Genomic DNA, 24,634 nt, shown 5'->3' on the forward strand with positions numbered 1-24,634 from the left:
GCTTGCCCATCTGGGCTTTGATACGCAACACCTCTTTCACTACCCACTGGGGCTTGGGTTGGCCGATGCGCACTTGCCCCTGGTTTTGCGCAGCCGCTTCGCTGTCGGTGGGGGTGAGAGGAGCGCGACGATGCCGGAGTGTCTTCCTGCGTCGTTGGATTTGGGCGAACCAAAAACACACGAGCAGGATGAACAGGATCAGGCAAAGCAATAGCACGGGGCGTCAAGAAATACGGGGGATGAGCGGGGAGTCATTGGAGCCCCCATGCAAATCTGCATGGGAACTGGACCGACTGTGGCGATGAGCGCGAGCAGGTAGCGCCCAGGACGTGCGCAGTCATCGCACGGCGCGGTTCAATGCCGATTCCAAGGCTGTCCTTAGCCGAACCACGATGGCAGCCAGGGGCTCGGAGGCGAATTCATTCTTCTTGACGAACGACTGCCACAGCGCCTGCCGCGACGTATCGTGGGCGAACTCGTCCGTGAGACCGACAGGCAGCTCGGTAGGTACGGCCATGCCGCGACGCTCGAAGGTGGCCTTGATCGCCTGGGCGAGTAGATCGGCGTCGAGAGTTTCGCGCTCCAGCAGCACCGACAGGTCAAAGTAGTCCTTCACGCGGCTGTTCGTCATGCCTAGCAGGGCGATGGCGTGGAGCTTTTCCGCGACCACGGTGTAGGTCGGATAGACCCGCAGACGCGGCGCGGGCAAGTCGTTCAGCAACACAGGGTAGACCGAATCCACCGGCCCAGGCGTAACGGCGTCACCGAAGCCGACGTCGATCTGCGTCTTGCAGCGCGCTTTCGCCAGCTCGCCTGCGATAGTCACCCGCACGCCGCCGTAGCCTGCTTCTTTGCGGATTTCCTCAGCGGCGACTGAGGCCGGATCGAACACGATGCCATCGTTCACCGAGATGGCAGCGATCTCGCGGAAGACTTGCGCGACGGATTCCAAATCGCTTGCGCCGAAACCCAACAGGTCGGCATCGCGCGTAGCCCGGTGCGGCATGTCGTACCAAAGCGTGAACAGCAGCGCACCCTTGAGCAAAAAACGACCCGCATGCTCGGATTGGCTCAGGCGATAGAGGATGCGCTCCAGTGCGAAGCGCACCAGCACCTGATTGAAATCCGATTCCTGTGCCTTGGCGATGCCCAGCAGGCGTGCGCGGACGGATGCGGCCATGTTGCTCATTCGACAGCCTCCAGGTAGGGGCGCATCACGTTGGCCACGCGACAAATCTTTGCATAGCGCCACAGGTCATCCGCCGTTGCTTTGGCGCTGCGCCGAGCGTCTTTCAGTGCCTCCAACGCCACGTCTAGGCCGATCTTGTTGCGGTGCTTGAAGCAGTCCACGACCGTCTTGGCCGCGCCGTATACCCTCAGCTTCACGCCCTCGCGCAGGTGTTCCTCGACACCCACCGTGTAGACGCTCTCGATCATCTGAACCATCTTGATTGGCGGATAGTCGATCCGTGGCACGTGGCTGCCGCGTGGCATGGCGATCCAGATCTGGCGCGGCAGTTGTGTGGTCAGCTCGTGAAATTGCAACGCCGTGAGCAGGCAGAACACGGCCTGCGGCGCCTTGGTGGCGACGGCTGCGAGACTTTCGAATTCCGATCCCTGCGCATCTGACAGGCGGTACAGGCCACGCCCCACCCTGTCCAGAACGCCAGTGGCGATCAGGCGCGTCAGGACAACCCTGGGCGCATTGATGGCGTCTAGATCGCTGGCGCGCAGCAGTCCTTTCTGGCTGGCCAGTTCGAGGACGCGTCGGGTGTGGGTATCAGCGAGCATGGTGAGAGTTTGCTCCGTTTATTCGTTTAATACAACATTTTGACGATAAAACGGAACTTCTGCCGTCCAGCCATGTGACGACTGACATGCGCCATTGCGACGCCAGTTTCCGCCCATTCATGGCGCGATGGCACGCCTGTGCGATTCCCCGGGCCGGGATCAAACCACTGATAGTGCGTTGCCTGTGGCAACGAGCAAATGCGCGGTGGCGTCGCATTTCCCCTCGGGTGCACGATCAACGTAGAACTGCGCCGCCGATGGCAGCGCCCTTGTGACAGAAAGGCCTCCTCTTGTAGAGAACTGCACCACCAAATACAAACGCCCAACCATTCTCGGTTGGGCGTTTTTCTTTGCGCGCTCCGCACACCGCGTGGTGCCCCGTCCGATGTCCGCCGACACTTCTCCACCTGCTTTCAACCCCGTTTTTTCACAAAACAGGGCTGAAACCCGCAGTTGCGCGCGCCATCACAGCATCCGCACGCGTGATTTCCTCTCTTCCGCCACTACCAATACGACCCCGCCGGGCGCAGAATCAGCAAAACCACCGGCCAGGGCGCACAACAAACCACCACCTGGTACCTCTACAGCGACGAAGGCCTGGTAGAAGAAATCAACGCCGCCGGGCAAACCACCAAAAGCTACGGCTGGCAAGCCGACAGCGGCTGGGGCACAGCCCCGCTGTGGCAAACCGAGCACAACAGCGGTGCGCAAGGCCAGGCGCAGACCCAAACCCACTGGCTGCACACCGACCACCTGGAGCGCCCGCTGGTGGCCAGCGACAGCAGCGGAGCGGCCACCTGGCAAGCCCTGGCCGAAAGCTTTGGGCAAACGTGGGTGAACAGCACCAGCCGCACCGAAGTCAACATACGGCTGCCGGGCCAATACTGGGACGCGGAAAGCGGCAGGCACTACAACCAGCAAAGGTATTACGACCCGCAAACGGGCCGCTACATGCAAAGCGACCCGCTGGGCCTGTACGATGGCATCAACACCTACGGCTATGCGTACCAGAACCCGCTGAGCTACAGCGACCCCACGGGAGAGGCCGTTCCGGCCATTGTGTGGAGCTATGCGCGATGCGTGGCAAAGTGCAAAGTGTCGGATGCCCTCAGGGCTGCCATTCAGAGTGAGTGTGATCCTCGGACGTTGGGTGATTGTGCGCTTGAGTGCTTGAATCCGCTTAAGTGGCTGAAACTTGATAAGTTTGGCTTTAATAAACTGCCTCGATATCAAGGGCCAAAGCCAAAATATCATGTTAATCAAGCGCATGTTCGACTGCGAAGGGCAAACGATAAAACCCCGCTTCCGGCAGATGCTGAAGATGTTTACAAGAGGGCAGTTCCGGGGGATCCAAAAAATCCAAAGCATTGGTATGGACTAAACAGCAAAGGGGATGTATATCGATTCAGCTCTGGAAATGATGGCACTGCGCACTTTTCAGGAAGCAAGAATATACCCCCCGGGTTTGTTACCCCTCCATATGTACGTGATAGATTGAGGTTAAAGAAGTGAATATCGAAAGAATTATTGGCGCAGGCCCACTGAAAGTTAAGTACAAAATTATTAGCGACGTCGATTTTTTATACGGAAATATTTGCTTTGTTTATGATGGAGTGGAAATTGGCGATTACGATGATATCGTCAACTTAAATGACGTGCACGACTGGCTAAATGATTTTTCACAAAAAAAAGAGATGCGAAATATTGGTTTTTTAAATGGCGAACCAAAAGAATCGCTGCTTAATTTTATATATTTCCAAATAGTGACGTTTATGACTCCAGAATGTGATTTTGACAGCTACGAAAGTCCGCCATCATTGACCCTTTATCGAATGAATGATATATTTCATTTGGATGATAATTTGTCCTACTCTTTCTTGGATAAATTTTTTGGCATTTTGTTTGATGATTTTTCAATAAACAAGCAAAGATTTATATGGGGTTCCTGGAAAGATAGAGTGCCTCACGAAATTTTGCTGAGCACTGGATATTTTGAGGATTTGATATCTGAATTTTCATCTTCGTTTATGAGTTCTTATCCATACAAGGCCCGCAAGAATAATGATATAAACAAAAAAAACGGAATATTGGAAAACGTGATTGGTTGTGGATGTTTGAAATTTAAATATAAAGTCTCTGATAAAAGTAAAGCGATTGGAAATTTTTGCATTAAAAATAAAGATATGGAAATTGGCAATTACAGAAGCTCTGTAAATTTAATGAATCTGAGTGCGAGATTGAATGAATTTTCTGAAAAGAAAAATAAAAGATTTATAGGATTTTTGGATGGAGATTCTTCCGTGGATATATTTAATTTTATTTATGCGCAAACAGTTGACTCGAAAAACGGCTTGGAGCAGGATGGCCTTTCATCGCATCTTGCATGCAAAATGAGAGAAATTTTTTATTTGAGTGATTGTTTTTCTTCGTCTTATTTTCGAAAACATCATTTGATTCTATTTAATGATAGATTGATTAAAAAGCAGAGACTTATATGCTTTAGACAGGAGGATGAGGTTCTGCACGATTTTTTGCTTGAGCAGGATTATTTTGAAGAACTGGTGATGGATTTTTCTAGATCGCTGCATGAGTCGTTAAAATAGTAGGGTCTTTCCTGTTTTGTGGTTGGATCTTAAATCATTTCGATCAAGGGAAGCTGGATTTGGCGTTGAAGGAATATGCTTCGATTGCAAGGCAAGAATCCGACCTCTCGGGCCAGGCCAATAGGATGCTTGGGCTCATCAATCAAAAGGCCCGCAAAACAACCCGAACCAGACCGTAAAAATCAATTCTCAAGCAACCATGCGCCTTATTGTCCTCACCATCATCGCCCTTTTCCTTGTTCTGGGCATCAAGCACTGGCGCCAGAGCCGGGATCCGCTGGCCCATGCCACGGCATCAGCTCAGGGCTTCGTGTCAGTGCCCATGCCCGATGGCGCTGTCCCGTCCGCTGTCCGCCGACACTTCTCCGACTGCTTTCAACCCCGTTTTTTCACAAAACGGGGCTGAAACCCACAGTTGCGCGCGCCATCACGGCATCCGCACGTGTGATTTCTTCTCTTTTCGCGCTATTTCTTGCTCGATCCCGCCCCAACAGGCGCGTTGATCCCTTGCGCTACGCACAAACCAGCGGACAGTTCTGTGAAGCGGCTTGTACGCTTTAACGCCTGATCCAATAACCGCAAAGCACGCCATCCAGGGTTTGCACAAGCAGCGCGTCCCGTGCGCCCCGATGGAGATCTTCTGGTACCAGCCCAGCCCAAGCTTCTTTGGGCGTCAAGCCCTTGAGGTTTTGGTGCGGAAGCACATGGTTGTAAAACCAGGCGGCTTCCTGAAGAACGTTTTGCACATCCGCTGTGCTTTGATGAACCAGCTGCCGCAGCCAAGGCTTGATAGCGCCGAAGAATCGCTCTATCCGTCCATTGCACCAGGGCGCACAAACAGGCGTGGTTTGTTTGCGAATGCCCACCAGTTTCAGGAATGTGGTGAACACGAAGCTGTTGAAAGATGGCTTCGTTGTCCGTGCGCACCGCTCGGGGCTTACCATGCTGACCAATGGCCAGGCATAGGTGACCCAACAGTGTCCAGCTGCGTTTGTTGATCAGCGTGGTGAGCCGAACGCACAGCCGCGAGCCGTGATCGAGAATGCCCAGGCATGCTTGCGGTTTGCCACATGCGGCAACAAGGTTCAAATCCATGACCCAGACGGCATGCCTATCCAGCCTTTTGCCATCAATCAGTTCGAGCCCGCGACAGACAGGAAGTAACCGGGTATGCCGAGCTGATGGACTTGATGTTCCGGGTATAGGAAGGCACTCCATTCAACGGAAACCACGTCAAACAGTTGCGCCAGATCCTGCCGCAATGGCCAGAAGGACGAGTGGCATCGTGGCATTACAAAACCAACTGGAACAGCGTTGCAGCCATTGATGAGAACGGCGCGCTGATTGGCATCTCCTTCGAAGCGCGTCGCCCCATTCGACACGCCTTGCGGGCCGTTTGCGTGTGCTTGGGCCTATGCACATAGACTACAGACTGCGCCCATCATGCTTTTCCCTCGCTTCCGGATGCGCGATCTCGATACGAGCAGGATGAAACCTTAGAAACTGCAAGATGGAAACCTTGGTTAAATAAAAAACACGACTTGGACCCAGGTCGTATCGGGAAAAGAAATATGACGGATGATATGAAGAAAACTTCTTCAGCCAGTGCAGTTCAACTTTTTCATCTCTTTATGATTAGTTATGCCTAAAGACAAATCACCTGAAGATATTTTTTGGAGTTTCTATGATAACCACGAAAAATGGAGCAATGACTTTGTCACCGAAATAAACCATCAATATTCGATTCTAAGCAACGAAAACAAAATAAATGTCTCCATAGGCTTTCACAGAGTTGTGCTAAATTTACAAAGACAAGAGCTGTACGATCTTTGCAGAATTTTCAACAATGGATACTGTGGAGATGACAGATTCTCTTATTTTGCAAGGTCCATGATTTATCTTGGAAAATATTATTGTGAAAAATTGATTGAAAGCCCAGATTTATTTTTCTTCTTGGCCCTAGACAGTGGGTGGGGCGATTACGGATTCTGGATTGAAGATTTCGGAGAGCTTGAAAATAATGATTTTTGCGTAATGCATGACTCTCCAGAATTTGAATTTATAAAAAAATCCGAATCAGAATTAAACAAAGAATACCCCCTAACATCCGCCTTCTGTCATTCAAAAAAGTGTTGAAGTTCTCGATTCCGCTGTCCTTCGACGCTTTCCCTTCTACTGCCAGCCCCGTTTTGCACAAAACCATGGCGAAGTTTGCAGGAAGGCTCGGCCTCACAGCGTTTGCGCGCGTGATTTTCTCTTAACGGGCAGGACATACAAAGGCAAAATCATCGCTTCAAGAACCAAGCCTTACTCCTTTTGGAATTGGCCTCGGCTTGGAGAAGCGCTTCAGTATCAACCATGGCAACAATGAGGCAAGTCCCCAAGAAAGGCTAGCATCAGCAGACGCATTTCCATAGTGTGGAAAGAGCGCGTTTAACTTTGCCCCTCAAGGAAACTGACCTCTACAAGACACTGCTTACACTGCTCGAAAATGAAGCTCTTTACAACGTTTCATTCCTAATGAACCTGCAAAAAATCAAATCCTATCTTAACAATATCATGCATATTGAAAGTTATAAATTCCCCGGAGTTCATGAGCTAGCTTTAAGCCGAGGTACAATTAGGCTACATTGCAAATGCGACATAGAAGAAATGAGAGGATGGAGAGAGCGCAGGCACCCCATCAATAAAGATAAATTCCTCAAAAATTTCTTTGACTTCTCCTTCAAAACCAGTGTTGCATTCCTTATCTCTCCATTTTTAACTCACAACAACCGCCTAAATAGACACACCGGATTACAAAAAATATTGGAAAACCATTTTAAAATCGCCAATATAGAGCCAATCGAACAAAAAGCCTTGACAACGAATGGCAAATTGCTATTTATTGCAAGATGCCCCTTCAACTCAATAAACTACAGCCACATCCTGGAATTCTTTTTCTTCGGCGGGGAAGGCTTTATTCTTGACGCAACCAACCACTCCCCCGACCTTGAAAGCCTCATAACAGAGGCCAGCTTCCCAACCTCATTGGCATGCTCCGCAATAAATAGCTTGATCAGGTCTGATTTTGAATTGTTGATTTTTGACCATTACATAGAAACCGAAGATTTCTCCGCATTCAAAATCAAAAAATCAATTACCAAATAACAAATCCCATCATGTCTTGACTATCAAACCATGATGGGATTTGTTGTTTGTCTATGGTGTAGAAACCTGGTTCTTAGCCTTTTATTGCCCGATAGCCAATGTCTTTGCGGTACTGCGCGCCGTCGAATTGAATACGGCTGGCGGTTTCATAGGCTTTTTGCTGGGCCTGGCGCACGTTATCGCCCAAGGCGGTGACGCACAGCACGCGGCCGCCGCTGGTACGCAGCACGCCCGATTCATCCCAGGCCGTGCCGGCGTGAAAGACCATGACTTCCGGCTCCTCATCGTCTTCCAGCGGGGGCAGGTTGGTGATGGCATCACCTTTGCGGGGGGATTCAGGGTAGCCGTGCGCGGCCATGACGACGCCCAGGGCCACGCGGCGATCCCACTGCAATTGCACTTGGTCGAGCTTGCCATCGGCTGCTGCGGCCAGGACTTCATACAGGTCGCTTTTGAGGCGCATCATGATGGGCTGGGTTTCCGGATCGCCCATGCGGCAGTTGAATTCCAGCGTGCGCGGCTGGCCGTTGGCATCGATCATCAAGCCTGCGTAGAGAAAGCCGGTGTAGGGGATGCCATCGCGCTCCATGCCGCGGATGGTGGGCAGGATGATTTCGCGCATGGCTTTGGCGTGCACATCGGCGGTGACAACGGGCGCGGGCGAGTACGCGCCCATGCCGCCCGTGTTGGGGCCTTGGTCGCCATCCAGCAGACGTTTGTGGTCCTGGCTGGTGGCCAGGGCAAGGACGTTTTTGCCGTCGGAGAGGACGATGAAGCTGGCTTCTTCACCGGTGAGGAATTCCTCAATCACCACGCGGGCTTCGCCCTGGTTGTGGGCGGCGCCGTAGCGGTTGTCCAGCAGCATGTCGTCCACGGCTTGGTGGGCCTGCTCGATGGTTTCGGCCACGACCACGCCTTTGCCCGCAGCCAGCCCATCGGCTTTGACGACGATGGGCGCGCCCAAGCGGTCGATGAAGGCTTTGGCGGCCACCGGGTCGGTGAAGGTGTCGAACGCGGCCGTGGGGATGCCGTGGCGTTGCATGAACTGCTTGGAAAACGCCTTGGAGCTTTCCAGTTGCGCGGCGGCTTTGCTGGGGCCAAAGATGCGCAGGCCGTGGGCGCGGAATTCGTCCACCACGCCTGCGGCCAGCGGCGCTTCGGGGCCGACAACAGTGAGGGCGATTTTTTCCTGTTGCGCCCAGGCGCGCAGTGCCTGGATATCCGTGATGGGCAGCAGCTCAAATTTGGGGTTGAGCGCCATGCCGCCGTTGCCCGGCGCGACAAAGAGCCGCGTCACGCGCGGGGATTGCGACAGTTTCCAGGCCAGCGCGTGTTCGCGGCCGCCACTGCCAATGACCAGAACTTTCATGATGAATTGAAACGAGGGTTGTTCGAGGGTGCATCTCGCGCAGGAGATGCGTCCAGGGGCCACGGTTTGCGGCTTGGGCAACTACAGCGCGGCGTTGTGGAAGATGTCTTGTACGTCGTCCAGGTCTTCCAGCACGTCCAGCAGCTTTTGCATGCGCTGGGCGTCTTCGCCTTCCAGGGCGATGGTGTTGTCTGCGCGCATGGTGACTTCGGCCATTTCGGGCGTCAGGCCCGCGCTTTCCAGCGCATTTTTGACGGCCTCGAAATCGTTGGGATCGCACAGCACTTCGATGGCGCCTTCGTCGTCGGTCAGCACATCGTTGGCGCCGGCTTCCAGCGCCACTTCCATGACTTTTTCCTCATCCGTGCCGGGGGCGAAAAAGAATTGCCCCACGCGCTGGAACTGGAAGGCCACCGAGCCTTCCGTGCCCATGTTGCCGCCGTATTTGTTGAAGGCGTGGCGCACTTCGGCCACGGTGCGCTGGCGATTGTCGGTCATGGTGTCCACGATGATGGCTGCGCCGCCGATGCCATAGCCTTCGTAGCGGATTTCTTCGTAGCTCACGCCTTCGAGGTTGCCGGTGGCCTTGTCGATGTTGCGCTTGATGTTGTCCGCGGGCATGTTTGCGGCTTTGGCCTTGTCGATGGCCAGGCGCAGGCGCGGATTGGCTGCCGGATCGCCGCCGCCAGCGCGTGCGGCTACGATGATTTCGCGGATGATGCGCGTCCAGATACGGCCGCGCTTTTCATCTTGCCGACCTTTGCGGTGCTGGATATTGGCCCATTTGCTATGCCCTGCCATGCTGGAAAAACCTCCGTCGCTGCGCGGACGGACGGGGCCTTCGCGCGCGCGATCAATTGTGAATTGGGGAATACAAAAACGGGCTATTCTAGAGCGTGTTATGTCCTTTGCGCCCTGGGCCAAAGCCAGCCCTGGCGCCCTGCTTCTTCATGACGATCAAACACATAGTGATGTGGCAGTTGCACGAAACCGCTGAAGGCGCCGACCGCGCCACCAACATGCAACGCATGAAAGAAATGCTGATGGGCTGCGCCGCCATCGTGCCCGGCATCGTGCGTTTTGAAGTCGCCACCGCCGCCGAGGCCCAGCATGCGGGGCTGGAGGCTGCCGCTTGCGATGTGGTGCTCTACAGCGAGTTCACCGATCAGGCTGCCCTGGATGCCTATCAGAGCCACCCGCAGCACGAGGCCATCAAGGGGTTTATCGCTGCGGTGCGCCAATCGCGCCAGTGTCTGGACTATGTCGCCTGATCCCGCCCCTGCCCCAGCTTCGCCTGGCAGCCTGGCCGGGCGCGGCTTTCGCATTCCGTTTATTGAGCATTTGGGCATCGAGATCGTCGCCTATGGCCAAGGCGCTTCGCATCTGCGCATGACGCCTGCGGCAGAGCACCACAACGCCTACGCCATGGCGCACGGCGGCGTGGTGATGACTTTGCTGGATGTGACCATGGCCTTTGCTGCGCTGGAGCCTGATGCGCCCGAGATCGGCGCCATCACGGTGGAGATGAAAACGACGTTTCTGCGCCCTTCCACCGGCGCGCTGACGGCCCGCGGCAAAGTACTGCACCGCACGCGCACCCTGGTGTTTGCCCAGGCCACGGTTTACAACGCGGCGGGCGAGGCCAGCGCCCAGGCCAGCGGCACGTTCGTGCTCAAGCAACGGCCGGCCGCGGCCTGACACGCTGGCGCCCGTCACGCCAGGGCTTTGCACGGGCCCGAACTCATATACCAATCAAAGAAAAACCCACTTCAATACCATCATGCCGAAATATGGCAAATATTTTTCTTATTGATTAGCAAAAATAGCGCAAGCCAAGCCTGCTCCCGCCCATTCGCAGCATCAACTGGCATTGACCGGGGGCAAAGCGCCCGATTCCTCAGCCCATCGGGTAACGCTTTCGGCCACGGGCCTGAAGCTGCGGCGGTGCAGCGCGCAAGGGCCGTGCGCTTGCAAGGCGGCCAGGTGGGCGGCGGTGCCGTAGCCTTTGTGCCGGGCAAAGCCGTATTGCGGGTGCTGCTGATCGGCCTGATCCAGCCAGGCGTCGCGGTGGACTTTGGCGAGGATGGAGGCCGCCGAAATGGCCTGCACCTTGGCGTCGCCGCCAACGATGGCGACGGCGGGCACTTCCAGCCGGGGCGTGCGGTTGCCGTCCACGCACACCAGCCGCGGGCGGATGCGCAGCCCGGCCACGGCGCGCTGCATGGCCAGCATGGTCGCTTGCAGGATGTTGAGGCGGTCGATTTCCTCCACGCTGGCTTCGGCAATACAAAACGTCAGCGCATGGGCTTTGATGGCATCGCTGAGTTGCTGGCGTTTTTTGGCGCTCAGACGTTTGGAATCGTCCAGCCCGGCGATGGGATGCAAATCGTCCAGGATGACGGCGGCAGCCACCACCGGCCCGGCCAGCGGGCCACGGCCCGCCTCATCCACCCCGGCCAGCAGGGGCGGCAGCGCCTCCAGCAGCAAAGGCAACTCGCCCTGCTGGCGCGCAGTTTTTTGTGCAGCTTTTTGTGCAGCGCTGGAGGCGGCTTTTCGGGAGAGCATTTGGCGCGCGGCGCCTGCGGCGTCAGCGCGCGCGGAGGGTTTGGATGGCATGGGCGGCAAGGGCGGGGGTATCGGCTTGCAGGGATTGGTGCAGCGCGGTGAATTGGTGTTGCAGGCGTTGCCAGGCGGCGTCGCGGTCGATGCTGGCGGCAAGCCATTGGGCGACGGCATAGGCCAGCGCGCGGGGGGTGGCCTCGTCTTGCAGCAGCTCAGGCACCACGGCTTCGCGCAGCAAGATGTTGGGCAGGCCCACCCAGGGCTGCAATTGCTTGCGGCGCATCAGACGGGCGCTCCAGGGGTGCATGGCGTAGCTGATGACCATGGGTTTTTTGAACAAAGCGGCCTCCAGCGTGGCGGTGCCGCTGGCGATGAGGGTGACATCACAGGCTTGCAGCGCCAGGTGCGATTGGCCATCGAGCACCTGCACAGGCGCGCCGGGCACAGCGTGGGCGCGCAGCATGGCATCAATGCGCGCACGCTGGGCCGGCACGGCGGGCAAGACGATGGACAGTTGTGGCCAGTCGCGGCGCAGCAAGGCGGCGGCGGCCAGAAAGCGCGGGAGCAGGTAATCAATCTCTTTGCCCCGGCTGCCCGGCAGCAGCGCCAGCACAGGCCCCTCGAGCGGCAATCGCAAAGCCAGGCGGGCGGCTTGGGGATCGGGCTGCAAGGCGATGGAGGCCGCCAAGGGGTGGCCCACAAAGCTGGCCGCGATGCCGTGCTGGTGCAGCAAGGCTGGCTCGAAAGGGAAAAGGCACAAAACATGGTCGGCCGCCGCGCGGATGGCATGCACGCGCTCAGGCCGCCAAGCCCAGATGGAAGGGCAAACGAAGTGCACCGTGGGAATGCCCGCGCGGCGCAGGCGCTGCTCCAGCCCCAGGTTGAAATCGGGCGCATCGACGCCGACGAACACCTCGGGCCGCTGGGCCAGCAATTGGTTGCCCAGTTGGCGGCGCAGGCGCAACAGCCCGGCCACGCGCTTGACGACTTCCCAGCTATAGCCATGCACGGCCAGGCGCTCACTGGGCCAGCGCGCCTCAAAGCCCTGGGCTTGCATCTGCGGCCCGCCAATGCCCCAGCCGCGCACCGCCCAGCCTTGCCGGGCCAGGCCGCCAAGCAGCAGCGAAGCCAGCAAATCGCCAGAGGCTTCGCCAGCCACCATCGCCAGGTTCAGAGGAGTTGGAGCGCCATGCATACAGGTGAAGGGCTAGTGCCCAAAAAGCGGCAGGCCGCGATGGATGGCGGCCTGCACGGCAAGGGGGCAAATGCAGCAAATACAAATCAAAAGAAAATTCGCTTCAACACCATCATGCCGAAAAAGGCATGATTTATTTCCTTTTGAATGATAAAAACAGGGATTAACGTGCAATACCGCGTTCAGCCTGCTGAGCAAAGGCCAGGATGTTGAGCACTTCCTCCCAGCCATCGCCTTGCACCAGATTGGCCTGCAAGTCTTGCAGTTGCGCGCAAGCGTCGTCCAGCGAAAGGCCTTCGCGGAAAACGATGCGGTAGGCATTTTTCAGCGCGGCGATCTGATTGGCGTTGAAGTGGCGGCGGCGCAAGCCCTCCACGTTCAGTCCATGCACGGCGAAGGGGTTGCCCCCGGCCAGCACGTAAGGCAGCACGTCTTGCGAGACATGGCTGGAAAAACCAATCATGGCGTGCGCACCGATGCGCGTGAACTGGTGCACGCCCGTCAAGCCACCCAAAATGGCCCAATCGCCCACATGCACATGCCCGGCCAGCGCCACGCTGTTGGCCATGACGATTTCGCTGCCCACCTGGCAATCGTGCGCGATGTGGGCGTAAGCCATGATCCAGTTGTTATCGCCCACGCGCGTCACGCCGCCGCCTTGCGCGGTGCCGATGTTGATGGTGACGAATTCCCGGATCGTGTTGCCGTTGCCGATATGCAGCTCGGTGGGCTCGCCCGCGTATTTCTTGTCCTGCGGCTGGCCGCCAATGCAAGCATGCGGGTAAATGGCGTTGTTTTCGCCCAGCGTGGTGCGCCCATCGATCACGCAGTGCGCGCCAATGGTGCTGCCCGCGCCGATGCGCACGTGCTCGCCCACAACGGCATAGGGGCCAACTTGCACGCTGGCATGCAACTGGGCGCCTGGATGAACGATGGCGCTGGGGTGGATCAAGGCTTGTGCTGACATAAAAACGGGCCGTGCGGGCTGAGAGGGTTGGACAGGCTAGGCGGCAAGGCGGCGGGGCAGGCGCGTCAACGGGCGGCGCGCATTCAGCCCCGGTCCACCGGGCGCATCGTGCACATCAGGTCGGCTTCGGCCACCACCTGACCATCGACTTTGGCCACGCCTTTGTATTTGTAGATGCCGCCGCGCACCCGATCGATGCTCGCCTCGAGCACGAGCTGGTCGCCCGGCACCACGGGGCGCTTGAAGCGGGCGTTGTCGATGCCCACGAAATAAAACACCTTGTCTTCCCCCGGGGCTTCACCATAAGTCTCGAACGAGAGCAGACCCGCGGCCTGCGCCAGCGCTTCCAGCACCAGCACGCCAGGCATGACAGGGTTTTTGGGGAAGTGGCCATTGAAAAACGGCTCATTGACCGTGACGTTTTTGTACGCCACGATGCGCTCGCCCAAATGGATTTCCGTGACGCGATCGACCAGCAAAAAGGGATAACGGTGCGGCAGCAGCTCGAAGATTTTGTGAATGTTCATGATCATGATGCGTGTGGCGGCTTTGTCTCTGGATGGTTTTGTAATGCGGCCAGTTCTTTTTCCAGGCTGCGAATGCGTTCTCGCATTTTTTTCAGTTGTCGCAGCAGGGCGGCATTTTGCTCCCATTTGGCATGCGGCTCGAACGGATAAACCCCGGTATAGCGCCCCGGCTCGGTGAGCGAGCGAGAAATCACCGTCGCGCCGGAAACGTGCGTATCGTCGGCCAATTCGATATGGCCAACCACCCCCACTCCGCCAGCGAGCGTGCAATGCGCGCCAATTTTGGTGCTGCCGGAAATGCCCACGCAGGCCGCCATGGCGGTGTGCTCGCCGACCTGCACGTTGTGGGCAATTTGAATGAGGTTGTCGAGTTTGACTCCCTTGCCAATCACCGTATCGCCCAGCGCGCCACGGTCAATGCAGGTATTGGCACCCACTTCCACATCGTCGCCAATGCGCACGCGGCCCAGTTGCTCGATCTTCACCCAAGGGCGGGCCGGATCGCTGCGATCGGGCGCAAAGCCAAAGCCATCGCCGCCGATGACCGCGCCCGACTGGATGATGCAACGCGCGCCAATGATGCAATGACGCTCGATGGTCACGCGCGAGCCTACGCGGGTTTCAGGGCCGATCTCCACCCCCTCCTCCACCACGCTGAGCGCGCCAATAGAGGCGGTAGGGTGGATACGCGCCGTGGGGTGCACCACTGCGCTGGGGTGAATGCCTGCAGCAGGTAGCCCTTCACGGCGCTGGCGCCACCATTGCGTCAGACGGGCGAAGTACAAATAGGGATCGGTGGTTTCGATGCAGGCCGCATCCGCGCCGCCCTGGCGGGTCTGGGCTTGCGCCAGTTGGTTGGGATGCACGATGACGCAAGCCGCCCGGGTATGCCCCAGCGCTGGCGCCAACTTGGGATCGCTGAGAAAGCTGATGGCCTGCGGGCCTGCCGACTCCAAGGGCGCAATACCCTCAATAACGGTATCGCCCCGGCCATGCAATTGGCCGCCGAGCGCCTGGATGATGTCCTCAAGAGTGATGGCCTGCCGCACAGAAGCCTCTCCAAAGCCTTGCAATACCCATCCCCTGGCTCAAGGTTGCCGACATTGCCCAGCCAAGGACGCACAGCCAAGGACGCACAGCCAAGGCCACTACACCAGCGCTTTGTTACAGGGAATGGAATGAAACAGTTTTGCCCAGCCACACCCTTGGGTTGCAAGGGCATGGCTGGGCAAAAAGGGAAGGAACTTAACGCTTGCTGGCGTTGAGGGCGTTAATCACCTTGTCGGTAATGTCGAGTTTGGGGTTCACCCAAACCGCTTCCTGCAAGATCACATCGTAATTTTCGCTTTGCGCCACTTGTTGCACGACGGCGTTGGCGCGCTCAAGCACCTGGGCCAGCTCCTCGGTTTTACGGGCAGCCAAGTCCTCCTGGAATTCGCGGCGCTTGCGCTGGAATTCACGATCTTGCTCCATCAACTGGCGCTGGCGCTGCATACGCTGGGACTCGGACATGGTGGCCGATTCGCGCTCAAAACGATCCGACGCCGCTTGCAAGCTGTTGCCCAGGTTCTGGATTTCCTTCTCGCGGCGCGAGAACTCCTGCTCCAGGCGCTGCTGGGCGGACTTGGCCATGTTGGAATCGCGCAGGATGCGGTCGGTATTGACAAAGCCGGCCTTGAACGCTTGCGCGTAAGCGGGCGCCCACGCCAAAGTCGCCGCAAGCAAAACAGCCGATGAAAGTTTGAGTACTGGTTTCATGACGGTAAAAACCCTTTTGTTTTAAAACGAAGTTCCGATCTGGAATTGAATTTCCTCGATTCTATCGCCTGCTTTCTTGCGAATGGGGTGCGCATACGCAATACGCAGCGGGCCAACAGGCGAAATCCAGCTCAAGCCCACGCCCGTGGAAGCACGCAAATCCGAAAAGCGCACCTTCTCATGCGCGCCAAACACATTGCCGGCATCGACAAAAGCAAAGATGCGCAGCGTGCGGTCATTGCCCGCACCAGGGAACGGCGTAATGAACTCCACATTCAGGTTCACTTTCTTCAGTCCGCCCAGCGAAGCACCGGTCAAATCACGCGGCCCCAGGGAGCTTTGCTCAAAACCGCGAACCGAACCCAAGCCACCCGAGTAAAAATTCTTGAATACGGGGAAAGGTCGATCGCCCATGCCCTTGCCCCAGCCTACCTCGCCATTGAAGGCCAGCGTGTAGCGCTTGCTCAGCGGGATGTATTGCTGGTATTGGTAGTTGCTCTTGAGATAGCGCGTATCGCCTGCGAAAGACCACTCGCTGTTAAAGCGCTGGTAACGCCCCTCATTGGGCGCCAGCGCACTGTCGCGGCTATCGCGCGACCAACCAACGGTGAACGGCACGGAAGTGCTGGTGTAACCAAAGCGGTCTGCGTAGTGCAGATACGCGGCGGGGATCATGGTGCCAGGCTTGATCTGGTTGCGCTCGGCCCCCAGGCCGAAGTACACGGTATCGATTTCGCTGAACGGCACGCCAAAACGCACCGAAGCGCCATACGTCACCAGCGAGTAATTGCCGCCCATGTAGTCATAAGGCTTGTCGGTGCGGTAGTAGGCATCCAGCGTGCGCGAAACGCCGGACTGGGTGAAGTAAGGGTCGGTGGTACTGAACACCAGCGTGCGGTTGTACTTGCTGGTGTTGAGGTCCAGGCCCAGGTAATGCCCCGTACCCATGAAGTTGTCCTGCTTCAGGCCAAAGGAGAAAGAGAGCTTCTCGGCACTGGAAAAACCCGCACCCAATTGCAGCGAGCCGGTGGGTTTTTCCTTGACGCTCACCTGCAAGTCCACCTGGTCGGGCGAGCCGACCACCTCCTGGGTTTCCACATCCACTTCCGTGAAGTAGCCCAGCCGATCCACCCGATCGCGCGAGAGGCGGATTTTCTGCCCGTCGTACCACGAGGCCTCAAACTGGCGGAACTCGCGGCGGATCACCTCATCGCGCGTGCGCGTATTGCCCGTGACGATGATGCGACGCACGTACACGCGGCTGCGCGGCTCGGCGCGCAGCACCACTTCCACCGTGTTGTTTTCGCGGTTGACTTCCGGCTGAGCCTCCACCTGGGCAAAAGCGTAGCCGTAATCCGAGAAATGCTGGGAAATGGCCTCGGTCGTTTGGGTGACCTGCTCCTCGTTGTACGCCTCGCCAGGCTTGATTCGCACCAGCGACTTGAACTCATCGTCGCGGTCCAGAAAGTTGCCTTCCAGCTTGACGCCCGAGACGCCAAAGCGCTCCCCTTCATGCACATTGATGGTGATGGAGATGCTTTGCTTGTCCGGCGAAATCGCCACCTGGGTCGAATCGATGCGGAAATCCAGATAGCCGCGCTGCAAGTAGTGGGAGCGCACCGATTCCAAATCGGCATTGAGCTTGGCGCGCGAGTAGCGGTTGGATTTGGTGTACCAGCTCAGCCAGCCGCCCGTGTCCTGGTCCATCAAACCTTTGAGGGTGGACTCCGAAAAAGCCTTGTTGCCCGTAAAGCGGATTTCACCGATCTTGGCCACGCTGCCCTCATCGACCGTGAAAACCAAATTCACGCGGTTGCGATCAATGGGGGTGACGGTCGTCACAACGTTGGCGGCATAAAAACCCCGCGACAGGTATTGGCGCACCAACTCCTGCTCCGCCCGGTCGGCCATGGAGCGATCGAAGGGGCGGCCTTCCGCCAGACCCACATCGCGCATGGCTTTGCTCAGCACATCGCGATCGAACTCCCGCGTGCCGGAAAACTCCACATTGCCGATCACGGGGCGCTCTTGCACAACTACGACCAAAACATTGCCATCTGCCTCAATCCGCACATCGTTGAACAAACCCAGCGCAAACAGCGCACGGATGGATTCGGCCGCCTTTGCATCGGTGTAGCGATCACCCACCCGAATGGGCAAAGAGGCAAAAATAGTGCCGGCCTCAACCCGCTGCAAACCTTCCACGCGGATATCCGCCACGGTAAAAGGCTCGACGGCCCAAAGCGTCAGGCTGGTGGCGCAAGTGGCCACAGCCACCGTCGCACGGGTACAAAAACGTTTGAAAAAGTGGTTCATGGATTGGTCAGACACGCGGCAAGAGGCGGGAGGCAAAAGGCGGGAAGATGCAGGCATTGCAGGCCAGTTCGTCACACGCTTTAGCCTATCCACCGGCTCAAATCGTTGAACACAGCCAGGGCCATCAACATCAGCAGCGCTGCGACCCCAAAGGCCTGCCAGCGCTGCTCCCATAGCTGCGATACGGGTTTGCCCGTCACAGCCTCCCAAAGATAATACATCAGGTGCCCACCATCGAGCAGCGGCACGGGCAGCAGGTTCAGCACCCCAAGGCTAAGGCTGATGACGGCCAAAAAATGCATAAACGCCATGCCGCCAAGGCTGGCCGATTGCCCCGCATACTGTGCAATGGAAATCGGCCCACTGAGATTGTTCAACGAAGCCTGCCCTAACAACATCCGGCCCAACATGCGCAGCGTCAGCCCCGCCATTTCCCAAGCGCGCTCGGCCCCGCGCACCAGGCCCTGCCATGCGCCATAGCGCACCAGGGTCATGGCGGCCTCACCACTGCTGCCCAGCATGGCGCCAATCGTGGCTTTCGCTGCCGGTGCAGGCGCAACGGCCGTCGTATTGGGTTCAGGCTGCGCGTTGGCGCTGGGCTGGTGCGCTTGCGCACGCGCTTGGGGGCGCACGGGCAACTGCAAGGTTTGCCAGTTTTCGCCATTGGCCGCGGCCTGCTGCACCCCAGCGCCTGCCTGGCGGCGGCGCACGCTCCAAAGCTGTGGGCCTTGCGCGGCGTCGTAGGCGACGATCACCGCGCGCAATTGCACCGCATCGCGCATCGGCACGCCATTGACGGCCAGCACCACATCGCCTGCACGCAAGCCTGCCTGCTGTGCTGCGCCACCCTCCAGCACCTGCCCCAGTACGGGCGCGGCCAACGGGGCTACGAGGCCAATGGTGCGTTGCACCTGCCCGTCCCAATCGCTGGCCTGCAACTGCGCCAACGGCAGCCGCACCACGCGCTCGGCGCCATGTTCGCTTTGCACGCGCAAGGCGAGGTCTTGGCGCTCCAGCGCAGCGCGGCTGAGCCGCCATTGCAGCTCATCAAAAGAAGGCACGGCATGGGTTGGTTCAAGCCCCATCGCCTCATCCCATGCCTGGCCAGCGGCCAGGGCGTAAGCCTGGAGCACCCTGTCGCCCTGGCGCAAGCCAGCCGCTTCGGCCAAGGAGCCAGGCTCGGGCGTCGCCAGAATGGGCTGGGGCGCTTGCACGCCCCACCAGTTGATGGCAGCAAACAGCAGCACGGCCAGCGCCAGGTTGGCCAGCGGCCCGGCCAGCACTACCGCCACCCGCTTGCGCAGCGGCTGGCGATTGAAGGCGCGGTGCAGTTCATCGGGGGGCACGGCTCCTTCACGCTCGTCCAGCATCTTGACGTAGCCCCCGACTGGCAAGGCCGCGATGACGAATTCCGCTTCCCGCCCCGGCCAGCGCCAGCGCAGCAGCGGCTTGCCCATGCCGATGGAGAACCGCAGCACCTTGATGCCGCAGGCCACGGCCACGCGGTAATGGCCGTATTCGTGCACCGCCACCACCAAACCGATGGTGATGAGAAAAGCCAGCAGAGTCAGCATGGGGTGGCACGCGCCCTACGCGTGTTCAAAACGTATTCCAAAACGGGGGAAAAGGCCGTTGACGCAAGCCGCTTGCCACGGCGGCTCACGCCTGGGCCTGCACACAGGCCTGGGCAACGCGGCGCGCCCGGGCATCCAGCTCCAGCAGCGCCTCCAGGCTGTCGCACGCGCCCGGCTGGCAGGTTTGCAGCGTGTGGGCGTTGACGGTGTAAATGCGATCAAAGCGCAGCGCGCCATCCAGAAACGCCTGCACCGCCACTTCATTGGCGGCGTTGAGGATGGCCGTGCTGCCCGCCGGGCCACGCAACGCCTGCCAGGCCAGGGACATGCAGGCAAAGCGTTGCTGGTGGGTAGGGTCGTCAAACGATTCAAACGTCAGCGCCGCCAGTTGGCGGAAATCCAACCGGGCGCTGCCCGATTCCATGCGCTGGGGCCAGGACAGGCCATAGGCAATGGGCACGCGCATATCCGGCGTGCCCAGTTGGGCGACGATGGAGCCATCACGGTACTGCACCATCGAATGCACCACACTTTGCGGGTGGATGACCACCTCCAACTGCTCGGGCGGCAGGTCAAACAGGTAGCGCGCCTCAATCACCTCCAGCGCCTTGTTCATCATGGTGGCCGAATCGACGGAAATCTTGCGCCCCATGCTCCAGTTCGGGTGCGCGCAAGCCTGCTCGGGCGTGACCTGGGCCAGCGTGCCCACATCGCGCTGGCGAAACGGCCCGCCCGAAGCGGTGAGGATGATTTTCTCCACCCGCTGCGCCCAGGTCGCCGGGTCTTCGGGCAGGGATTGGAAGATGGCCGAATGCTCGCTATCGATGGGCAGCAGCGTCGCGCCGTGCGTGCGCACCTGCTGCATGAACCAGGCACCGCCCACCACCAACGCCTCCTTGTTGGCCAGCAACAAACGCTTGCCCGCCTGCGCCGCCGCCAGCGCAGGCGGCAGCCCGGCCACACCGACGATGGCGGCCATCACCACATCCACCGCCTCGTGCGCAGCCAGCGCGGCAATGGCTTGCGGGCCTGATGCCACCTCGGTGCGCAGCCCCTGGGCCTGCAAAGCCGCGCGCAACTGCGCCGCGCTGGCCTCATCGGCCATGGCCGCCACGGCGGGCCGAAATTGCAGGCACTGCCGCACCATCAAATCCACATTGCGGCCCGCGCTGAGGGCAAAGGCCTCGAAGCGATCGGCATGGCGGGCCAGCACATCCAGCGTGTTCACGCCAATAGAGCCTGTCGAGCCCAGCACAGCCACCCGCTGCAACGGTGCAGTCGTCACAGTCATACCCATCCCCAATCAACCATTCAAAAGAAAATCATCTTTATACATACCATGCCAAAATAGGCATTTTTTATTTCTTTTGATTTGCAAAAAACTCACGACAAAGCCACCAGCAGCGCCCCCACCGGCAGCACGGGCAGCAGGCCATCGATCCGGTCGAGCACGCCGCCGTGGCCAGGCAGCACCTGGCTGCTGTCCTTCATGCCCGCAGCCCGCTTGGCCAGGGATTCGAGCAAATCGCCCATCACGCTCATGGCCGCCAGCAGCAGGCACAGCGGCACCAGCGCGGCAACGCCCCATTGCTGGGCGGCCACGCCGTAAAAGCTCTTGCCCCAGGCAGCGGGCACATGGCCATCGGCCCACAGGCAGGCCGCCGCCAGCGCCAGCACCGCCAGCATGCCGCCGAGCACGCCCTCCCAGCTTTTGCCGGGGCTGACGGAAGGGGCCAGCTTGCGTGCAAAAAACTTCTGCCCGCAGCTTTTGCCCGCGATGTAAGCGCCCGTATCGGCCACCCACACCAGCGCCAGCAGCGTGAGCAAAAAATAAACGCCGTGGGCAAACACCTGCACCGCCGCCGCCCACGCCGCGCCCAGCACCACCAGCCCTGCCAGCCTGCGCGCCAGGCCCAGCCCGCTATCCGCAGCCACGGCCTGCCAGGCAGGCACCCCGCCGCGCAGGGCCAGCACAGCCAGCAGCAGCCAAGCCATGAGGTACACAGCCCAAGCCAGCGCCCACCCGTCGCTGTGCGCCTCTGGCGCGCGGGTGGGCCAGCCCAGCAAGGCCGCCGCCGCCGCGCCCACCAGGGCGAAGCCCAAGCCCAGGGTGCGCGCCGCCCCTTCAGGCAAGCCGCTCAAACGCCCCCACTCCCACGCACCCAAGCTGATGAAGGCCGTAATCAACAAGGCAAAAGGCCAGCGCCCAGGGGCTGCCAAACATACGGCAACAATCAACAGCAACACGGCGGCGGTGATGACGCGCTGCTTCAGCATGGCAACTCTCCCGGCTCGGCTCCACGGGCGTCCTGCCCCTTATCCTGCCGCTTGACCTGCCCTGTCACTTGCTCGCCCGTCTTGCCAAAGCGGCGCTGGCGCTGGGCGTAATCGCGCAGGGCGGCGTCCAAATCGGCGGCGTCGAAATCAGGCCACAGCGTGTCGCTGAAATACAGCTCGGCATAGGCCAGTTGCCAGAGCAAAAAGTTGCTGATGCGGCGCTCGCCGCCGGTGCGAATGAGCAAATCGGGATCGGGCACATGCGCCAGCGCGGTGTGCGCTGCCAGCGTTTGCTCGGTGATCGGTGCATGGGGCGATTGCTGGCGCGCGCGCTCGGCGGCCTGGGCGATATCCCAGCGGCCGCCATAGTTGAAGCACACGTTGAGGATGAGGCCGTCATTGCCCGCCGTCTCGCGCTCGGCCTGCTCCAGACCCTGGCGCACTTTTTCCGCCAGCGGCGCACGCTCGCCCACGCAGTGCAGGCGCACACCGTGGGCCTTGAGGCCCGAGACTTCGCGGGCCAGCGCGCTGAGCATCAAGCCCATCAGGCCGGAGACTTCTTCGGGCGGGCGGCGCCAGTTTTCCGACGAAAACGCAAACACGGTGAGCACGCGCACCCCGCGCTCACCGCACAGTTGCACGCAACGGCGCAGGGCCTCCACCCCTTTCTTATGCCCGGCCAGCCGGGGCAACAGGCGCTTTTGCGCCCAACGGCCATTGCCATCCATGACGATGGCCACATGGTGCGGCAGCGGCGCTAAAGCGTTGGATCCCATCGTCGCAAGACTCGCAAGGTGAAACGACCAAATTATAAATCAAAAGCAAAGAAACCGCCCTATTTCGGCAATTCTACAATAAAACGCATTTGCTTTTGATTTGGAAAAATAGAGGAATATCGGCGCAACGCCTCACACCTCCATCACTTCTTTTTCCTTGCTCTCCACCAGCGTGTCGATTTCGGCGATGAATTTGTCGGTCAGTTTCTGGATATCCGCTTCGGAGCGTTTTTGATCGTCTTCCGATGCCTCTTTCTCCTTCACCAGCTTCTTGACCGCGTCATTGGCGTCGCGGCGCAGGTTGCGCACGGCGATCTTGGCGCCCTCGCCTTCGCTGCGCACGAGCTTGGTCATCTCCTTGCGGCGCTCCTCGCTCATGGGCGGCATGGGCACGCGAATCAAATCGCCCATGCTGGCGGGGTTCAGGCCCAGATCGCTTTCGCGGATGGCCTTTTCCACCTTGGCCGCCATGTCGCGCTCCCAAGGCTGCACGCTGATGGTGCGCGCATCCAGCAGAGAAACGTTGGCCACCTGGCTAATGGGCACATGCTGGCCGTAGTACTCGACCTGCACGGTATCGAGCAAGCCGGGGTTGGCGCGGCCGGTGCGGATTTTGGCCAACTGGTTTTTGAACGCGGCGATGGATTGCTCCATCTTGTGCTGGGTGGTTTTGCGAATATCGGCAATGGACATTGGGATCACTCCTTATTTGCAGCGCTTGTCGCTTATTTCTTGATTCTTGAATCGGCACATGGGCCGGAATAAGGGCTGGAAGATGGCTCAGGCAGGGCTTCAGGCGTACACCAGGGTGCCTTCATCCTCGCCATGCACCACGCGCTCCAGCGCGCCAGGCTTGACGATGGAGAACACCTTGATGGGCAGCTTTTGATCGCGGCACAGCGCAAACGCCGTGGCATCCATGATGCCGAGGTTTTTCACCATCGCCTCATCGAAACTGATGCGGCTATAGCGCGTGGCCGAAGGGTCTTTCATGGGATCCGCGGTATAGACGCCGTCAACCTTGGTGGCCTTGAGCACGATTTGCGCGCCAATCTCCGCCCCGCGCAGGGCTGCGGCCGTATCGGTGGTGAAAAACGGGTTTCCCGTCCCGGCGGCGAACACCACCACCTTGCCCTCCTCCAGATATTGCAGCGCCTTGGGGCGGACATACGGCTCGGCCACCTGGTCGATGGAAATGGCCGACATCACCCGCGCAGGCACGCCCTTGCGGTCGATGGCATTGGCCAGGGCCAGCGAGTTCATCACCGTTGCCAACATGCCCATGTAATCGGCCGTGGCGCGATCCATGCCCGCCGCGCCACCCGCAATGCCACGAAAGATGTTGCCGCCACCAATCACAATCGCCAGCTCCACCCCCGTCTTGGCCACGGCGAGGATTTCGTCCACCATGCGCTCGATGGTGGCGTGGTTGATGCCGAAGGCATCGTCACCCATCAGGGCTTCGCCCGAGAGCTTGAGCAAAATGCGTTTGTAAACAGGAGCGGGGCGGGTATCAGTCGTCATAGCGGGAGGGTTGAGCAAAAGGCTTGACAGAAGCCCAAAAGGCCTTGTGGGCCGACTGGCATTTGCACATCACACGGCAAGCCGCCATGCAATCTGCAAAGACCATGCCCGAATGCCATGCCCATTGATTGAAAGAAGGCAAAAGCAGGCAAGGCGCGGGAAGCTACAAAAAGCCCGCCGGGCCTTCTGCACCGCACCGCCAGGGCCAAGGCGGTGCGCATGCCCTACCCTATCAAAGACAGACC

28 protein-coding genes are annotated in these 24,634 nt (G+C 59.0%); 8 read left to right on the forward strand and 20 right to left on the reverse strand.

All coding sequences use genetic code 11. The annotated features are described in order from the left end of the window. On the forward strand, positions 1-214 hold a 214-nt coding region (locus EBQ26_RS13070), incomplete at its 5' end, for a hypothetical protein (protein ID WP_238944320.1). A 123-nt stretch (positions 215-337) separates the two neighbouring features. On the opposite strand, the gene EBQ26_RS10910 is transcribed toward EBQ26_RS13070, so the two are convergent. From EBQ26_RS10910 to EBQ26_RS13075, 3 genes are all read right to left on the reverse strand, one after another. After that, positions 338-1,189, reverse strand: a complete 852-nt coding sequence (locus EBQ26_RS10910) for a nucleotidyl transferase AbiEii/AbiGii toxin family protein (protein ID WP_122239086.1) — start codon at positions 1,187-1,189, stop codon at positions 338-340. Further along, positions 1,186-1,791: a type IV toxin-antitoxin system AbiEi family antitoxin domain-containing protein gene (locus EBQ26_RS10915; protein ID WP_122239088.1), complete on the reverse strand. Its 606-nt coding sequence runs from the start codon at positions 1,789-1,791 to the stop codon at positions 1,186-1,188. Before EBQ26_RS10915 ends, EBQ26_RS10910 begins: the two co-directional genes overlap by 4 nt. A 465-nt stretch (positions 1,792-2,256) precedes the next feature. After that, entirely contained in the window at positions 2,257-2,442 is a 186-nt protein-coding gene (locus EBQ26_RS13075) for a hypothetical protein (RefSeq protein ID WP_238944321.1), read from the reverse strand. 117 nt (positions 2,443-2,559) lie between these two features. Between EBQ26_RS13075 and EBQ26_RS13165 the strand changes: the two genes are divergently transcribed. Together EBQ26_RS13165 and EBQ26_RS12745 are read left to right on the forward strand one after the other, a co-directional pair. Beyond that, positions 2,560-3,303: an RHS repeat-associated core domain-containing protein gene (locus EBQ26_RS13165; protein ID WP_275265350.1), complete on the forward strand. Its 744-nt coding sequence runs from the start codon at positions 2,560-2,562 to the stop codon at positions 3,301-3,303. Beyond that, on the forward strand, positions 3,300-4,394 hold the full coding sequence (locus EBQ26_RS12745) for a hypothetical protein (protein ID WP_147474052.1): 1,095 nt from the start codon (positions 3,300-3,302) through the stop codon (positions 4,392-4,394). Before EBQ26_RS13165 ends, EBQ26_RS12745 begins: the two co-directional genes overlap by 4 nt. A 142-nt stretch (positions 4,395-4,536) precedes the next feature. On the opposite strand, the gene EBQ26_RS13085 is transcribed toward EBQ26_RS12745, so the two are convergent. Both EBQ26_RS13085 and EBQ26_RS10925 read right to left on the reverse strand, forming a co-directional pair. Further along, a complete protein-coding gene (locus EBQ26_RS13085; RefSeq protein ID WP_238944322.1) occupies positions 4,537-4,680 on the reverse strand; it encodes a hypothetical protein in 144 nt (47 codons plus the stop codon). A 271-nt stretch (positions 4,681-4,951) separates the two neighbouring features. Beyond that, positions 4,952-5,284 carry an integrase core domain-containing protein gene (locus EBQ26_RS10925; protein ID WP_238944323.1) on the reverse strand — a complete coding sequence of 111 codons (333 nt, stop codon included), beginning with the start codon at positions 5,282-5,284 and terminating at the stop codon, positions 4,952-4,954. 751 nt (positions 5,285-6,035) lie between these two features. Between EBQ26_RS10925 and EBQ26_RS10930 the strand changes: the two genes are divergently transcribed. Continuing rightward, positions 6,036-6,530, forward strand: coding sequence for a DUF4240 domain-containing protein (locus EBQ26_RS10930; protein ID WP_122239093.1), 495 nt, complete (start codon positions 6,036-6,038; stop codon positions 6,528-6,530). A gap of 303 nt (positions 6,531-6,833) precedes the next feature. After that, positions 6,834-7,544 carry a hypothetical protein gene (locus tag EBQ26_RS10935; protein ID WP_122239095.1) on the forward strand — a complete coding sequence of 237 codons (711 nt, stop codon included), beginning with the start codon at positions 6,834-6,836 and terminating at the stop codon, positions 7,542-7,544. 73 nt (positions 7,545-7,617) lie between these two features. Here the strand turns inward: EBQ26_RS10935 and purD are convergent, their stop codons facing one another. Together purD and EBQ26_RS10945 are read right to left on the reverse strand one after the other, a co-directional pair. Continuing rightward, positions 7,618-8,913 (reverse strand): phosphoribosylamine--glycine ligase, encoded by a 1,296-nt coding sequence (gene purD, locus EBQ26_RS10940; protein ID WP_122239097.1) that lies wholly within the window; start codon positions 8,911-8,913, stop codon positions 7,618-7,620. A gap of 81 nt (positions 8,914-8,994) precedes the next feature. Beyond that, positions 8,995-9,714, reverse strand: coding sequence for a YebC/PmpR family DNA-binding transcriptional regulator (locus EBQ26_RS10945; RefSeq protein WP_122239099.1), 720 nt, complete (start codon positions 9,712-9,714; stop codon positions 8,995-8,997). A 149-nt stretch (positions 9,715-9,863) separates the two neighbouring features. Here EBQ26_RS10945 and EBQ26_RS10950 point away from each other — a divergent pair, with 149 nt between their 5' ends. Continuing rightward, positions 9,864-10,184 carry a Dabb family protein gene (locus EBQ26_RS10950; RefSeq protein ID WP_122239145.1) on the forward strand — a complete coding sequence of 107 codons (321 nt, stop codon included), beginning with the start codon at positions 9,864-9,866 and terminating at the stop codon, positions 10,182-10,184. Next, positions 10,174-10,611: a PaaI family thioesterase gene (locus EBQ26_RS10955; protein ID WP_238944324.1), complete on the forward strand. Its 438-nt coding sequence runs from the start codon at positions 10,174-10,176 to the stop codon at positions 10,609-10,611. Before EBQ26_RS10950 ends, EBQ26_RS10955 begins: the two co-directional genes overlap by 11 nt. A gap of 162 nt (positions 10,612-10,773) precedes the next feature. Here EBQ26_RS10955 and rnhB read toward each other — a convergent pair whose 3' ends face one another. Then, a complete protein-coding gene (gene rnhB / locus EBQ26_RS10960) occupies positions 10,774-11,478 on the reverse strand; it encodes a ribonuclease HII (protein WP_122239147.1) in 705 nt (234 codons plus the stop codon). A gap of 22 nt (positions 11,479-11,500) precedes the next feature. Further along, a complete protein-coding gene (gene lpxB, locus EBQ26_RS10965) occupies positions 11,501-12,670 on the reverse strand; it encodes a lipid-A-disaccharide synthase (RefSeq protein ID WP_238944325.1) in 1,170 nt (389 codons plus the stop codon). Here lpxB and EBQ26_RS13090 point away from each other — a divergent pair. After that, complete coding sequence (locus EBQ26_RS13090) at positions 12,665-12,802, forward strand: hypothetical protein (RefSeq protein WP_238944326.1); 138 nt, start codon at positions 12,665-12,667, stop codon at positions 12,800-12,802. The two genes, lpxB and EBQ26_RS13090, sit on opposite strands and share 6 nt — an antisense overlap. A gap of 31 nt (positions 12,803-12,833) precedes the next feature. On the opposite strand, the gene lpxA is transcribed toward EBQ26_RS13090, so the two are convergent. The 11 genes from lpxA to pyrH form a co-directional block, all read right to left on the reverse strand. After that, positions 12,834-13,637, reverse strand: coding sequence for an acyl-ACP--UDP-N-acetylglucosamine O-acyltransferase (lpxA, locus tag EBQ26_RS10970; protein ID WP_122239105.1), 804 nt, complete (start codon positions 13,635-13,637; stop codon positions 12,834-12,836). 83 nt (positions 13,638-13,720) lie between these two features. Then, entirely contained in the window at positions 13,721-14,167 is a 447-nt protein-coding gene (gene fabZ, locus EBQ26_RS10975) for a 3-hydroxyacyl-ACP dehydratase FabZ (RefSeq protein ID WP_122239149.1), read from the reverse strand. Further along, complete coding sequence (lpxD, locus tag EBQ26_RS10980) at positions 14,167-15,213, reverse strand: UDP-3-O-(3-hydroxymyristoyl)glucosamine N-acyltransferase (protein WP_238944327.1); 1,047 nt, start codon at positions 15,211-15,213, stop codon at positions 14,167-14,169. Before lpxD ends, fabZ begins: the two co-directional genes overlap by 1 nt. Positions 15,214-15,409: 196 nt before the next feature. Then, on the reverse strand, positions 15,410-15,922 hold the full coding sequence (locus EBQ26_RS10985) for an OmpH family outer membrane protein (protein ID WP_122239107.1): 513 nt from the start codon (positions 15,920-15,922) through the stop codon (positions 15,410-15,412). A gap of 21 nt (positions 15,923-15,943) precedes the next feature. Then, on the reverse strand, positions 15,944-18,238 hold the full coding sequence (bamA, locus tag EBQ26_RS10990) for an outer membrane protein assembly factor BamA (RefSeq protein ID WP_122239109.1): 2,295 nt from the start codon (positions 18,236-18,238) through the stop codon (positions 15,944-15,946). Between the two features lie 80 nt (positions 18,239-18,318). Continuing rightward, positions 18,319-19,812, reverse strand: coding sequence for a site-2 protease family protein (locus EBQ26_RS10995; RefSeq protein ID WP_122239111.1), 1,494 nt, complete (start codon positions 19,810-19,812; stop codon positions 18,319-18,321). Positions 19,813-19,897: 85 nt separating this feature from the next. Continuing rightward, positions 19,898-21,103: a 1-deoxy-D-xylulose-5-phosphate reductoisomerase gene (gene ispC, locus EBQ26_RS11000; protein WP_122239113.1), complete on the reverse strand. Its 1,206-nt coding sequence runs from the start codon at positions 21,101-21,103 to the stop codon at positions 19,898-19,900. Positions 21,104-21,195: 92 nt separating this feature from the next. Continuing rightward, positions 21,196-22,089: a phosphatidate cytidylyltransferase gene (locus EBQ26_RS11005; protein ID WP_122239115.1), complete on the reverse strand. Its 894-nt coding sequence runs from the start codon at positions 22,087-22,089 to the stop codon at positions 21,196-21,198. After that, positions 22,083-22,865: a polyprenyl diphosphate synthase gene (gene uppS, locus EBQ26_RS11010; protein WP_122239117.1), complete on the reverse strand. Its 783-nt coding sequence runs from the start codon at positions 22,863-22,865 to the stop codon at positions 22,083-22,085. Before uppS ends, EBQ26_RS11005 begins: the two co-directional genes overlap by 7 nt. A 132-nt stretch (positions 22,866-22,997) precedes the next feature. Next, complete coding sequence (gene frr / locus EBQ26_RS11015; RefSeq protein WP_122239119.1) at positions 22,998-23,558, reverse strand: ribosome recycling factor; 561 nt, start codon at positions 23,556-23,558, stop codon at positions 22,998-23,000. Between the two features lie 99 nt (positions 23,559-23,657). After that, positions 23,658-24,389, reverse strand: coding sequence for a UMP kinase (gene pyrH, locus EBQ26_RS11020; protein WP_122239121.1), 732 nt, complete (start codon positions 24,387-24,389; stop codon positions 23,658-23,660). Positions 24,390-24,634 lie beyond the last annotated feature (245 nt).

The organism is Allofranklinella schreckenbergeri (assembly GCF_003703475.1).
GTDB lineage: Bacteria > Pseudomonadota > Gammaproteobacteria > Burkholderiales > Burkholderiaceae_C > Lampropedia > Lampropedia schreckenbergeri.